The following is a 12,360-nucleotide window of genomic DNA, read 5'->3' as shown; positions in this document are numbered from 1 at the left end:
GGGTCACCAAACCCCATCGAAAGCGCATGGACCGAGGCCCGTCATGAACCTGCCCACCCGCCTTCACCCCGAGGCATTCCGCGAGCCCGCCGCCGACAACTACCCCATCGGAGGCTTTACCTGGCGGCATATACGCACGGATATCAAGCGCCCGGTGGTGATCATCAACGCCGCCACGTCCGTGCGCTGTCGTCACTATTCGCGCTTCGCCGACTATCTGTTTGCCAACGGTTTTGACGTCATCACTTACGACTATCGCGGTATCGGCGAATCACGCAGCGGCTCATTGCGCGGGTTCAAGGCCTCGTGGTCAGACTGGGGCCGGCTGGATTTCGAGGCGATCATGCAGCGCGCGCAGCGGGAGTTTGCCGGGCAGCCCATTGATGTGGTCGGCCACAGCTTTGGCGGTTGCGCGGCCGGGCTTGGCGCATCGGGTGCCGCCATCAGGCGGCTGGTCACGGTGGGCGCGCAGTTTGCGTACTGGCGTGACTACCAGGCGAATGGCCGCTGGCGGATGTTGGCCAAGTGGCACTTGGTGATGCCGCTGGTGACGGCCGTGTGCGGGTATTTCCCAGGCAAGCGCCTGGGTTGGCTGGAAGACACGCCAGCCGGGGTGGTGCGTGACTGGAGCAGCCCCACGCCCACCTACCAGACACGGCCCAGTGGGCGCGCCTTGGGCGAGCTGCCCTTTGCCCGGGTGAAGGCACAGATCCTGGCGATCAGCATTACCGACGACCCGTTTGGCACGGTACCAGCCATTGAACGTCTGCTGGACTACTTCCACGCCAGCGAGCGCCTGCACTTGCGGATTGCGCCGACGGATATTGGCGAAGAAGCCGTCGGGCATTTCGCGTTTTTCCGCAGTGAATATCAGGATCGCTTATGGCCGATTGCGCTGACCTGGCTGCAGCACGGCCAGCTCGCGGCCGACACACCGGGTGCGCGGCTGTAGAAACCCTTGGGATTTCGCCAGACCTGCGCTTCAATACGCCACCCAGATCCTGAACCAAGGACGTGAGCCCATGGCTTCGCCAGACAAGCAGCAAAAACGTGCCCAACGGGCAAAAGCCAAGGCCAAGCAGAACCGCACCCAGCGCGCCAATGCACCCAAGCAGGATGCGTTTGCCGACGACGACGAGCGTATTGACCTTGAATCGGTGGATTTGACCGAACTGTTCGTGGACATGCGCGAGGCCGGCGAGACCAGCCAGCAGGCGCTGTGTGCGGCCTTCCTGGCGCACCCGTTGCTGGCGCTGGTGCTGGAGCAGGAAGGCGAAGAAAACGCCACCGACTTTATCCTCGCGGCGCTGATCGAGTATCGGCAGTGGTCCACCCATAGCGATGATGAAGCAGCAGCGTTGGCGTGGATTGAATCGCCAGTGTTCCAGGCCGACTACGTGGCGGCGTCGCAAGCACTGACCCATTCGCAAGATTGATACAAAACCCATGTAGGAGCGAGCTTGCTCGCGAAGAACTCAAGAACAACGCGTTTATTCAGGCTGTACGCGTTATCGTTGACGTTTTTCGCGAGCAAGCTCGCTCCTACAGTGTTTCGTGGCGTTAGCAGCAGACTTCAACTGATCAGTTAAGCACCGCAGCCCCGAGGCGCCGGCTCGCCACCAGCAACCCCGCCGCCACCACCAGCAAACTCAAGACACCGGTCGCGATGATCTCCACCCGGTGCGCCTCCTGGAACAGCATGATGGTCAACGCACCGACGATAAACACGATCACCGCGTAGGTCAGGCCCGGGAACAGCCACATCTTGAAGGCAATTTTCTCGCCCGCTGCCGTACGTTTCTGACGCATGCGCAGTTGCGATACCGCAATCACCAGGTACACCAGCAGCGCAATCGCGCCGGAGCTGGCCAGCAGGAACTCAAACACCGCAGCCGGTGCCACGTAGTTGGCAAACACCGCGAGGAATGCCGCGCCTGTGGACAACATCACCGCCCAGTAAGGCGTGCCACTCTTGTTGGTGCGCTTGGCCACCGCCGGAGCATCACCACGACGCCCCAGGGAGAACAGCATGCGCGACGCGGTGTACAGCGCCGAGTTCAGGCAACTGGTCACAGCGACCAAGACCACCAGGTCGACAATCAGCTTGGCATTCGGGATGCCCATGCGCTCCAGCACGGTCTGATAGGAACCGACGGCCGCGAGCGTAGGATCGTTCCACGGCACCAAGGCCACGACGATGAAGATCGATACCAGGTAGAACAAGCCGATCCGCCAGATCACCGAGTTGGTGGCCTTGGTGATCTGCTGCCCAGGGTTTTTCGATTCTGCGGCGGCAATGGTCACGATCTCGGTGCCCATGAACGAGAACATGGTGGTCAGGATTGCCGCCAACACCGCGCCCATACCGTTGGGCAAAAAGCCCTGGGTGTCGAACAGGTGCGAAACGCCGCTGACTTGGCTGCCCGGCAAAAGGCCGAAAATCGCCAGCACGCCGAGAATCACAAAACCGATGATCGCCACCACTTTAATCAGCGCAAACCAGAACTCGAACTCGCCGTAGTTCTTCACGCTGAACAGGTTGGTAGCGGTCAGCAGCAAGGTAATGACCAGGGTAAAAGCCCAGATCGCCACGTCGGGGAACCAGGCATGCAGGATGGTCGCGGCGGCGTTGGCTTCCAGGGGAATCACCAGCACCCAGAACCACCAGTACAGCCAGCCGATGGTGAAGCCGGCCCAATGCCCGATCGCCCGGTCGGCGTAGGTGGAAAAAGAACCGGTGTCGGGAGACGCGACGGCCATCTCGGCCAGCATGCGCATCACCAGCACCACCAGCGTACCGGCCGCCGCATAGGCCAGCAGCACGGCGGGCCCGGCTGCCGCAATCGCGTGGCCGGAGCCGACAAACAGACCGGCGCCGATCACACCGGCAATCGACAACATGGTGACATGTCGCGGTTTGAGCCCCTGTTCGAGGTCATTGGAGCTTTGCGTACGACTCATTGACACACCTTTGCGAGGAATTGCGAATACGGTCCGCCCGGCCTGCCGTGTTTCGTGAAAATAAACAAACAGGGCGTTCTTTATTTCTTACGCAAGATTTGCGCCAAAATGTAACAAACTCAAGGTTGATGCGGGCTGTAGGGAAATTCCTAACTGATCGCAAGTCATTGAGATTGCTGGCAATCCGCCACAGCGTTACCCGCCGACTCACTTCAAGAACGAATCAGCGCACCAAAAACACACACAAAAAGTAAGTGACGCCCAATTAAAGGGCTGATAGGCACCGTTTACCCGTTTAACCCTTCCAACACCCGGCCAAAGCTGGCACCATCGCGCCCTTTTTTACGCGACTGCCACGGGTTTATCGGTTAAAACGGCTGTTCGGTTGTTGATGGCGCGACACGCTGCTGTGCCGATGCGACAACCTGTCACACACCGTCTGTTTAACGCCCGTGGCGCTGTTGGCTGTCATCCGGACGCTATGCTAGCTTGGCGCCACGCCAGGAAGGCGACCCAACAGCAGGAACGCAATGAACACAATGAGGACCGCACATGGCTTTGGCCGCGCCCGCGCTTGAAATCCGCAACTTGCATAAACGCTATGGTGAGCTGGAGGTGCTTAAAGGCATCTCGCTGACCGCTCGCGACGGCGATGTGATCTCGATCCTGGGCTCCTCCGGTTCCGGCAAGTCCACGTTCCTGCGCTGCATCAACCTCTTGGAAAACCCGCACCAGGGCCAGATCCTGGTGGCCGGCGAAGAGCTCAAGCTCAAGGCCGCGAAAAACGGCGAACTGATGGCCGCCGACGGCAAGCAGATCAATCGCCTGCGCAGCGAAATCGGTTTTGTCTTCCAGAACTTCAACCTCTGGCCCCATATGAGCATCCTCGACAACATCATCGAGGCCCCACGCCGCGTGCTCGGCCAAAGCAAGGCCGAAGCCATCGAAGTGGCCGAGGCGCTGCTGGCCAAGGTCGGCATCAGCGACAAGCGCCACGCCTACCCGGCGCAATTGTCCGGCGGCCAGCAACAACGCGCCGCGATTGCCCGTACCCTGGCAATGCAACCTAAAGTCATTCTGTTCGATGAGCCCACTTCGGCACTTGACCCGGAAATGGTTCAGGAAGTACTTAATGTGATCCGCGCGCTGGCCGAAGAAGGCCGCACCATGCTGCTGGTCACCCACGAAATGGGCTTTGCCCGCCAAGTGTCCAGCGAAGTGGTGTTCCTCCACCAGGGGCTGGTCGAAGAGCAAGGATCGCCACAGCAGGTGTTCGAGAACCCGCTTTCGGCGCGCTGCAAACAATTCATGTCCAGCAACCGCTAACGGAGCAACATGCATGCAGAACTATAAAAAATTCCTCCTGGCCGCCGCCGTTTCCATGGCATTCAGCGCCACGGCCATGGCCGAGACGTTGAAAATGGGGATCGAAGCGGCCTACCCGCCCTTCAACAATAAAGACGCCAGCGGCAATGTTGTCGGCTTCGACAAAGACATCGGCGACGCCCTGTGCGCCAAGATGAAAGTCGAGAAGTGCGAAGTGTATGTATCGGACTGGGACGGCATCATCCCGGCCCTGAACGCCAAGAAGTTCGACTTCCTGGTGTCGTCGCTGTCGATCACCGACGAGCGCAAGCAAGCCGTTGACTTCACCGACCCGTACTACTCCAACAAGCTGCAATTCATCGCGGCAAAATCCATCAAAGACTTCAAGACCGACGCTGGTTACCTCAAAGGCAAGATCATTGGTGCGCAACGCGCGACATTGGCCGGTACCTACCTGGAAGACAAACTGCCAGACACCACCGCCAAGCTCTACGACACCCAGGAAAACGCCTACCTCGACCTGACTTCCGGGCGCCTGGACGGGATGCTCGCTGACAAGTACGTGCAATACGAGTGGCTCAAGAGCAAAGACGGTTCGGCCTATGAGTTCAAAGGCGATCCGGTTGTAGAAAGCGACAAGATCGGCATCGCCGTGCGCAAGGGCGACCCGCTGCGCGAGCGCCTGAACAAGGCACTGGCGGAAATCAAGGCCGACGGCACCTACAAGAAAATCAACGACAAGTACTTCCCTTTCAGCATCGAATGATCTGATCGGCCTGCCCGGCGCGCTCCCCCGAGCGTGCCGGCTTTTAGCAAGCCTTGCGCGATATGACTAAACCATGAATTTCGATCTCTACGGATTCGGCCCCGCACTCGCTGCCGGCGCGCTGATGACCGTCAAACTGGCACTCACGGCGTTATGCCTGGGGCTGGTGCTCGGCCTCGCCGGCGCCCTGGCCAAGACTTCCCCGTACAAGCCGCTGCAATGGCTTGGCGGCGCTTACTCGACCCTTGTCCGTGGCATTCCCGAATTACTCTGGGTGCTGCTGATCTACTTCGGCACGGTCAATATGATGCGGGCCCTGGGGGAGTTTTTCGGCAACCCCGACCTGTCGCTCAGCGCCTTCGCCGCCGGGGTGATCGCCCTGGGCCTGTGCTTTGGCGCCTACGCCACCGAAGTGTTTCGGGGCGCGATCCTGGCGATCCCCAAGGGTCACCGTGAAGCCGGCGTTGCCCTGGGCCTGTCGAAGCTGCGCATCTTCACCCGGTTGATCATGCCGCAGATGTGGCGCATCGCCCTGCCGGGCCTGGGCAACCTGTTCATGATCTTAATGAAGGACACCGCGCTGGTCTCGGTGATCGGCCTGGAAGAAATCATGCGCCACGCGCAGATCGGCGTGACCGTCACCAAGCAGCCTTTCACCTTCTTCATGGTCGCGGCCTTTATGTACCTGGGCCTCACCGTCCTGGCCATGGCCGGCATGTACTTCCTGGAAAAACGTGCCGCTCGCGGCTTTGCGAGGAGCACACAATGAACGGCGACTACAGCTGGCTGTCGCATTTCGACCTGGGCCTGAACTGGGCCGTGATCATCAAATGGCTGCCGAGACTGGCCCAGGGTGCGACCCTGACCCTGGAACTGGTGGCCATCGCAGTGATCGCCGGGCTGCTGCTGGCGATTCCCCTGGGGATCGCCCGTTCCTCGCGCCTGTGGTACGTGCGTACCCTGCCCTACTGCTACATTTTCTTCTTCCGCGGCACACCGCTGCTGGTGCAGTTGTTCTTGGTCTACTACGGCCTGGCGCAGTTCGACGCCGTGCGCGAAAGCGCCCTGTGGCCGTACCTGCGGGACCCGTTCTGGTGCGCCACCGCCACCATGACCCTGCACACCGCCGCCTACATCGCCGAGATCCTGCGCGGCGCGATCCAGGCCATCCCGCCCGGTGAAATCGAAGCGGCGCGGGCGCTGGGCATGTCCAAGCCCAAGGCGCTGTTCTACATCATCCTGCCGCGTGCCGCGCGGATCGGCCTGCCGGCCTACAGCAACGAAGTGATCCTGATGCTCAAGGCCAGCGCCCTGGCCAGTACCGTGACCTTGCTCGAACTGACCGGCATGGCCCGTACCATCATTGCCCGTACCTACCTGCCGGTGGAGATCTTCTTTGCCGCCGGGATGTTCTACCTGCTGATGGCCTATGTGCTGGTGCGCGGCTTCAAGCTGCTGGAGCGCTGGTTGCGGGTCGATGCCTGCCAGGGACGCTGATACCAGGTTAACGGGCGAGCGGCTGCTGGCCCGTTTCCTCGCGCTGGATGCGTTCCTTACCGAGCATCAAGGGCTGTGGCGACCACGGCCCTTTACCCATCTGCAATTGCCCTGGGAAACCCAGCATCCACAACTGGCCCAATGGCTGCGCCAGCGCTCGCTGGCAGAGGCCGAAAGCAACCACAACCTGCCCACCGAACTACAGGCGCCAGCGCCGTTTCGCCAATGGGCGGAGCTGTCGACGCGTCTGAGTGCTGTGGATAAGTTACCGTCGGGGGCGCTACATGCGCCGCCAACGCGCCTGAATGTGGACGTGCCCGGGCGCAAATGGCAGCAGATCGAGGCGTTTGGCGCCGCTCTGCACTTTGCCGAGCGCCCCACCCACTGGCTCGACTGGTGCGCCGGCAAAGGCCATCTTGGTCGTCGGCTGTTGCAACCAGGGCAAGACCTGACTTGCCTGGAGTACGATCCGGCGCTGATCACCGCAGGCCAGGCGCTCAGCGACCACCATCAAATGCCCGCCCGCCACCATCAGCAAGACGTGATGGCCGAAAGCGCCGTGCAGCAACTCACCCGCGAGCACACCCCGGTCGCCCTGCACGCCTGTGGCGACCTGCACGTGCGCCTGCTGCAACTGGCCAGCGCCGCCGGCTGCCAGCACCTGGCCGTGGCGCCCTGCTGTTACAACCGCATCGCCAGCGAACACTACCAGGCCCTGTCGGCCCCGGCCCGCGCTTCGGCGCTACGTTTGTCGCGGGATGACCTTGGCCTGCCCCTGAGCGAAACCGTCACCGCAGGCTTGCGGGTGCGCCTGCAACGCGACACCTCCATGGCCCGGCGCCTGGGCTTCGACCTGTTACAGCGGCAACTGCGCGGGAGCGACGAGTACCTGCCCACGCCTTCGTTGCCCAGCGAATGGCTGAATCGGCCCTACGCCGATTACTGCCAGCACCTCGCGGCGCTCAAAGGGTTATCCACAGGTGAACAGGACTGGGTCACGCTGGAACAGCACGGCTGGCAACGCCTCGCCCACGTACGAAACCTGGAACTGGTGCGTGGCCTGTTTCGTCGCCCATTGGAATTGTGGCTGGTTCTGGATCGGGCATTGTTTCTTCAGGAAAACGGCTACAAGGCTCAAGTCGGCCACTTCTGCGAAACCGCCCTGACACCACGCAACCTGATGGTGCTTGCCGAGCGCGATTAAAGGGCAATGCGCCCTGTGGATAACTCTGTTGATGAAATTCTGTAGGACGCCGTAGAAGCGGGCGCTACAGGCAAAAATGCTGACTGGTCATTTTTTGTTCACAAAATAAAACGCACGCAAAACAGGCAGTTGCAGCGTAATGAGAACAGCTCCACAAAATGGCTGTTTCAACCTCTGTCCAACCAACAGATTGTGCATAAGCATCTGCGGTTAACCGTATAAGACGCGGTTCAAGCACCATCCAATCGCTGGCACAGCCCATGGATATCGTCACAGGCCATGCTCGCCGCCTCGCTGTCCAGCGGGTCCTCGCCAAAGGCCAGCGCCTCACTGATCAGCGGGTCGCGATGGATCACTTCCAGAGCGTTTTCCCCAAGGCGCTGCTTGAAGACCTCCACCATATCCAGGCTGAAGGCGCTGCCTTCATCCAGTTGGTTGACGAACACGTGGCAACGCGGGGCCGACGGCCGCGCAAGGTACGGCGCCAGCAAGCGCTGCATTTGCTCCAGCGCACCCAGCGACGCCGCGTCCGCCAGGGCAACCACCACCACGCTATTGGCGACATGCAACGCCTGGTGCAGGTAAACGTTATTGCCGGCGGGGGTATCGATGATGACCATGTCCTGCTCACTCAAGCCCAGGCGCGACAGGTGTTGCGCCAGCCAATCCGGGTCCTGCTTGAGCCAGCGCTGCAAGTCCTCCTGCTGTTGCAGGTCGGTCTCGCCAAAAACCAGCACCCGACAGCCAGCGAAACCGGGCTGGACGAGGTGATCCCACGGTTGATTGCACAGACTGGCGCGGCCGATGCCCGGGGTGTCCTGAGGCAGGCCAAAGTGCAGGTGCAGGGCGTTTTGCGGGTCCAGCTCCAGGACCGTCACCGCACGCCCCAATCGTTGCAAGCCACTGCCCAACGCCGCCGCCAGAGTGCTGCGCCCCACCCCACCGTTGACCGACGCCAACACCACAACCCGCGCATGGCAGGCTGGCAAAGCAATTGGCTGGGGTTGTTCAGCGGCGCAGGGCGCATCTGCGATGGGAGTATCTTCGAAGAACTGCAGCGTCGACGTCATCTGCTGATCATGACGGGCAGTATTCGTTGCAAAACGTTTGTCGTCCTGGCTCACAGACCATCCTCCCTTGTCACGGCACCTTTTAGGTGCACTTGTTGTTTAGGCAGTGTGGGACAGGAGCATGAAAGTGTCATTATTTTGGTGTTTTCTATTGGATCCATTTCGACGAACGGCAAATTGTCAAATTAATGGCGAGTATTTATCCGCTACCACAGCAGGATCTCACCCCCACGAATCCGCTGGAAAGCGCAGCCGGCAGCGGAAAAACCGCGATCTGAAAAATAGTCAGAATTCAGGGGTTTACAGAACCTTTCCAATCGCTATAATCGTCGCCCTAACACGCCGGTATAGCTCAGTTGGTAGAGCAACTGACTTGTAATCAGTAGGTCCCGGGTTCGACTCCTGGTGCCGGCACCATATAGAACAACGACTTAGGCTCACCTCAAGGTGGGCCTTTTTCGTTTTTGGCTTCTTCCAGTAGAAATTTTCCCCGTTCGTTCCCCGTTTCGCCTGAGGACTGGTGATTCACCCTACGTCAGTCATTCGCACGACAAACCATCTCAGTCACCTATACCTCGTGCATCACCCCCCCGGATCAGGGTAGTGGTCGCTCACGGGCTGTTACCTTTGGTAAGAAGGCTTATAGGCGCTTTTGCTTGGTTCTGCCTCAAAGCCAGAAGCTATGCTCAGCTTTCTCGATGCCCTGCAGTACTCCACAATACTATTCTTGTCATGACGATCAATTTGGATGGATCTGAATATGAATGAAGAGTTGAGCTTGAAGCAGCAGGTGGTTGTGGCCCTAGAGCTCTGTAAGCAGGCCAAGGATCTGATTGATGAGATGTTGGCGTTGACGCCAGTGGAGCAGATGAGCGAGAGACGTCTAGATATTCTCAGCGCCGCTTTGGATAACCAGACCCTTTCTTGGCAAAAGTTGGGCGAGCTCATGCATTCATACGCTATAGCGAATGACTACAACTTTGATCACTTATGAAGTCCGCACATCAAGCGGAGTAAATGCCGGACAGCTTTCTGCTTTTCCACTCTGGCATTGCTATCTGTCCTTCCATTTCCGTAGGGCAGGTAATGATGACCACCGGAGTTCCGGTAGTTTCGCCGCCCCGCTACAAGCGTTTCCCTGATGACTCGCCGAGGCTCCACGCCCTGGGAGAGTGCCCGCAGGGCGTCCTTCGTGAGCTGGTCGAGCGCTTGCTCCTCGAATACTGCCGCCATTGCACTAGCCTTCCTGACAATCAGCAGCGCCAGCTCCGGCGGAAACACCACCTTGTCAGCGGGTAGATAATCACACTCAATAAGGGACACGGCTCTATCCTCCGTGCGCGCCTGATGCTGGCGCTGGAATGAAGCAGGGCCAGCAAATGACCTGCAGATGTTACCAGCGGAACGCGAACGATTACCTAGAAACCGGTGGCTGGCCAAGCTGGCAAGTCGACCGGTTTCCGCTCCAGAGTGAACAACTCGTTCACCACCTGCTCCGACCTGCTGTCAGGTCGCGGGAAGCCCCGGAAAATACTTGACGAGCACCAAGCGCCAACACAACACCTTTCACGCTGGCGGCGGCGTAATACTTGAGTTTTGGGCTGTTTGCGCGTGAGCCGCCGGGGAAAATCCGTCTAGGGCCTGTCTAATATTGCCTGGCGCGCTAAGGATTTATCTGGCCCGGCGTTTCACCACCCCATCGCGCCAGGATATTTATCGAACACCCACCTTGACGGCCGCCTCCCGAATTTTAGACGGGGCTGGTGCTGGTCAAGTATCCCGAATGCTCGCAAAACCTTGAACTGCGTGGCTTTCAGCGCGCCAACCGCTGATGGCGCCGGATAAATCCGTCAAGACCTGTCAAGAATTTCGTCAAGGCTGGTCAAGGATTTCCCGTCAGTGAATGTCGCGGCTCGCCCCTGTTTCTGGACGAGGTAGATATCCGGCCGCATGCCCGATCTGCCATCAGCCCTTGCTGGCTTTGGCCTGCGGACCGGGCCGGAAGACTGTGGCCTCTCCAGCCGTCCAGAGCCTGTCCAGAATCCTAACCAGCGTCACGACTGGCCCAGGCTGCCCGCGACGGCCAACTCAGCAATGCCCTGGCGAATGAACACCAGGTTCAGGTCGAGCGTTTCCAGCGCGCCGCGCACGTTGTTCGCAATGTCCGCCGACCCGCGCTGTTCGACCCAGTTGGAAAGCTCCTCCACCGCGGCGCCCAAGGCGAGCTGGTTCTGATTGAGGCGGTCGAACAGGTTGGCGATCAGTTTTGTATCCGTCATGGTGGTTCTCCGTGTTTCGAAAGAGCGTAGCACCGGCGCCGCGAATGCCTAGAATCACGTTTACGTGGTTTGCGTCTGCTTGCGGAAAATTGGCCTGGCGATGTGATACGGGATTTCCCCGCATCTAATGCGTGAGCCCCGCCCGCAGTTGCCGCTGCGGGTTCTCAGGCGGTCACGCTCGCCGAATCCGTCTCATGCCTGTCTCACATTCGCCAGCGATTAGGTAAAAGCCAGGTAAAAGTAGGCGGGCCGAAAGCGCCGTATCCGTCTGGGGTCTGTCAGGGGTATCAGCGGTCAAGGTGCGCTTGTTTGACGGGCTGGCCACGCGATAAGCCTCAGACGCCCACCCGGCGTGGTTTTGGTCTGACGCCTGCTTCGCATTCCGTCAAAGTGTGGTCAAAGTAATAGTCGGCGCCAGCATGTTGCGATCTACACGGTGAGTTGAATTCAACACTCAATGCTGGCGCGGATCGTGCGCGCCGGCCAGTCGACCCCGCGCCGTGGGTTTGGTCTGGGCCCGGCCAGGTTGCCAGTGGAAACCACTGTAAAACCCTGGAAACCACAGTGGAAACCAGCGCCTGGCAACCATAACTTTTGATAACAGGCTGGCGGCCTGGTTCGCACCAGGTTCGCGTTAGAGGGTGCGAACCTCAGTGCGAACCTGCTATCGGTACGCGCCCAAATGCGTACCAACCGTGCGTACTGAGCTGCGTACTTCCTGCGCGCAATTTGCGCAGTTACTGCGCAGTCCAGAGGCCGTTGCTGAGGCTTGAGTATCTGCGGGCCGCCAGGAGCATCACGCGGCCCAGTGCGTGAATATGCTGCGTGAAGGGTGCGTGAAACCTTGGCGGGTGAGAGCTTCGCGCATTGACCAAGTGCGCGACGAGCGTGCGCGAAACACTGCGCGAAACCGCGTCGACCACCACTTGACGCGAGCCTTCCATGGGGTTGTTTCGCAAACTGGGCATCCTGATGGTTGTGACCAGCACAAAATGGTCACTGGTGGCGGTCACCGCTTTTGGTCACCACACTGGGTATCCGGGGTGGATCAGTGCCAAACCCTGGATACCTGGTTGGATACTGGCAGGTTTCGACCCAAAGCTGCTTTTTACCGAGGGCAGAAATCGGCCAAAAGCTACCATTTTTTAGAGGGCGGCGTTTCGCCTCAGTACGAAGACTTACGACAGCTGGGCTTTGGAAGGGGGAATGCCAAGCACCAGCCCGTCCCTCCTAGTCCCATTATCAAGTTTTTCGTCC

Annotated in this window: 11 protein-coding genes, 1 tRNA gene and 1 pseudogene; 9 read left to right on the top strand and 4 right to left on the bottom strand. The window is 59.7% G+C overall.

Annotation, left to right across the window (positions count from 1 at the left end; translation table 11 throughout):
* Nucleotides 1-43 precede the first annotated feature (43 nt).
* Together FJD34_RS20580 and FJD34_RS20575 are read left to right on the top strand one after the other, a co-directional pair.
* Nucleotides 44-952, top strand: coding sequence for an alpha/beta hydrolase family protein (locus tag FJD34_RS20580; RefSeq protein ID WP_090292754.1), 909 nt, complete (start codon nt 44-46; stop codon nt 950-952).
* 70 nt (nt 953-1,022) lie between these two features.
* The gene (locus FJD34_RS20575; protein WP_090292753.1) at nt 1,023-1,436 is read left to right on the top strand and encodes a hypothetical protein; all 414 of its coding nucleotides are present in this window, start codon (nt 1,023-1,025) and stop codon (nt 1,434-1,436) included.
* A 145-nt stretch (nt 1,437-1,581) separates the two neighbouring features.
* Here the strand turns inward: FJD34_RS20575 and gabP are convergent, their stop codons facing one another.
* Nucleotides 1,582-2,961 carry a GABA permease gene (gabP, locus tag FJD34_RS20570; RefSeq protein WP_032862318.1) on the bottom strand — a complete coding sequence of 460 codons (1,380 nt, stop codon included), beginning with the start codon at nt 2,959-2,961 and terminating at the stop codon, nt 1,582-1,584.
* Nucleotides 2,962-3,513: 552 nt separating this feature from the next.
* On the opposite strand from gabP, the gene FJD34_RS20565 reads away from it, so the two are divergent.
* From FJD34_RS20565 to FJD34_RS20545, 5 genes are all read left to right on the top strand, one after another.
* Entirely contained in the window at nt 3,514-4,287 is a 774-nt protein-coding gene (locus FJD34_RS20565) for an ABC transporter ATP-binding protein (protein ID WP_032862319.1), read from the top strand.
* 13 nt (nt 4,288-4,300) lie between these two features.
* Nucleotides 4,301-5,053, top strand: a complete 753-nt coding sequence (locus tag FJD34_RS20560; protein WP_032862321.1) for an ABC transporter substrate-binding protein — start codon at nt 4,301-4,303, stop codon at nt 5,051-5,053.
* 73 nt (nt 5,054-5,126) lie between these two features.
* Nucleotides 5,127-5,822 (top strand): ABC transporter permease, encoded by a 696-nt coding sequence (locus FJD34_RS20555; RefSeq protein WP_032862323.1) that lies wholly within the window; start codon nt 5,127-5,129, stop codon nt 5,820-5,822.
* A gap of 38 nt (nt 5,823-5,860) precedes the next feature.
* Complete coding sequence (locus FJD34_RS20550; protein WP_032862362.1) at nt 5,861-6,550, top strand: ABC transporter permease; 690 nt, start codon at nt 5,861-5,863, stop codon at nt 6,548-6,550.
* On the top strand, nt 6,531-7,754 hold the full coding sequence (locus FJD34_RS20545) for a methyltransferase (protein WP_065944502.1): 1,224 nt from the start codon (nt 6,531-6,533) through the stop codon (nt 7,752-7,754). The genes FJD34_RS20550 and FJD34_RS20545 overlap by 20 nt, the downstream gene beginning before the upstream one ends.
* Nucleotides 7,755-7,984: 230 nt before the next feature.
* Here the strand turns inward: FJD34_RS20545 and bcsQ are convergent, their stop codons facing one another.
* Nucleotides 7,985-8,824: a cellulose biosynthesis protein BcsQ gene (gene bcsQ / locus FJD34_RS20540; protein WP_090292751.1), complete on the bottom strand. Its 840-nt coding sequence runs from the start codon at nt 8,822-8,824 to the stop codon at nt 7,985-7,987.
* 341 nt (nt 8,825-9,165) lie between these two features.
* Here bcsQ and FJD34_RS20535 point away from each other — a divergent pair.
* Together FJD34_RS20535 and FJD34_RS20530 are read left to right on the top strand one after the other, a co-directional pair.
* Nucleotides 9,166-9,241, top strand: a tRNA-Thr gene (locus tag FJD34_RS20535).
* Between the two features lie 343 nt (nt 9,242-9,584).
* Entirely contained in the window at nt 9,585-9,818 is a 234-nt protein-coding gene (locus FJD34_RS20530) for a hypothetical protein (RefSeq protein ID WP_090292749.1), read from the top strand.
* 140 nt (nt 9,819-9,958) lie between these two features.
* Here the strand turns inward: FJD34_RS20530 and FJD34_RS28895 are convergent.
* Both FJD34_RS28895 and FJD34_RS20520 read right to left on the bottom strand, forming a co-directional pair.
* Nucleotides 9,959-10,147: pseudogene (locus FJD34_RS28895) on the bottom strand (hypothetical protein); the annotation flags it as partial.
* A gap of 731 nt (nt 10,148-10,878) precedes the next feature.
* Nucleotides 10,879-11,103 (bottom strand): hypothetical protein, encoded by a 225-nt coding sequence (locus FJD34_RS20520; RefSeq protein WP_090292747.1) that lies wholly within the window; start codon nt 11,101-11,103, stop codon nt 10,879-10,881.
* Nucleotides 11,104-12,360 lie beyond the last annotated feature (1,257 nt).

Source organism: Pseudomonas brenneri, from assembly GCF_007858285.1.
Classification (GTDB): domain Bacteria; phylum Pseudomonadota; class Gammaproteobacteria; order Pseudomonadales; family Pseudomonadaceae; genus Aquipseudomonas; species Aquipseudomonas brenneri.
Note: the sequence above shows the minus strand (reverse complement) of the source record. Positions and strands in the feature narration are given on the sequence as shown.

Coding starts and splice junctions, on each gene's coding strand:
- FJD34_RS20580 (WP_090292754.1), top strand. CDS start 44: ATGAACCTGCCCACCCGCCTTCACCCCGAGGCATTCCGCGAGCCCGCC.
- FJD34_RS20575 (WP_090292753.1), top strand. CDS start 1,023: ATGGCTTCGCCAGACAAGCAGCAAAAACGTGCCCAACGGGCAAAAGCC.
- gabP (WP_032862318.1), bottom strand. CDS start 2,961: ATGAGTCGTACGCAAAGCTCCAATGACCTCGAACAGGGGCTCAAACCG.
- FJD34_RS20565 (WP_032862319.1), top strand. CDS start 3,514: ATGGCTTTGGCCGCGCCCGCGCTTGAAATCCGCAACTTGCATAAACGC.
- FJD34_RS20560 (WP_032862321.1), top strand. CDS start 4,301: ATGCAGAACTATAAAAAATTCCTCCTGGCCGCCGCCGTTTCCATGGCA.
- FJD34_RS20555 (WP_032862323.1), top strand. CDS start 5,127: ATGAATTTCGATCTCTACGGATTCGGCCCCGCACTCGCTGCCGGCGCG.
- FJD34_RS20545 (WP_065944502.1), top strand. CDS start 6,531: ATGCCTGCCAGGGACGCTGATACCAGGTTAACGGGCGAGCGGCTGCTG.
- bcsQ (WP_090292751.1), bottom strand. CDS start 8,824: ATGACGTCGACGCTGCAGTTCTTCGAAGATACTCCCATCGCAGATGCG.
- FJD34_RS20530 (WP_090292749.1), top strand. CDS start 9,585: ATGAATGAAGAGTTGAGCTTGAAGCAGCAGGTGGTTGTGGCCCTAGAG.
- FJD34_RS20520 (WP_090292747.1), bottom strand. CDS start 11,103: ATGACGGATACAAAACTGATCGCCAACCTGTTCGACCGCCTCAATCAG.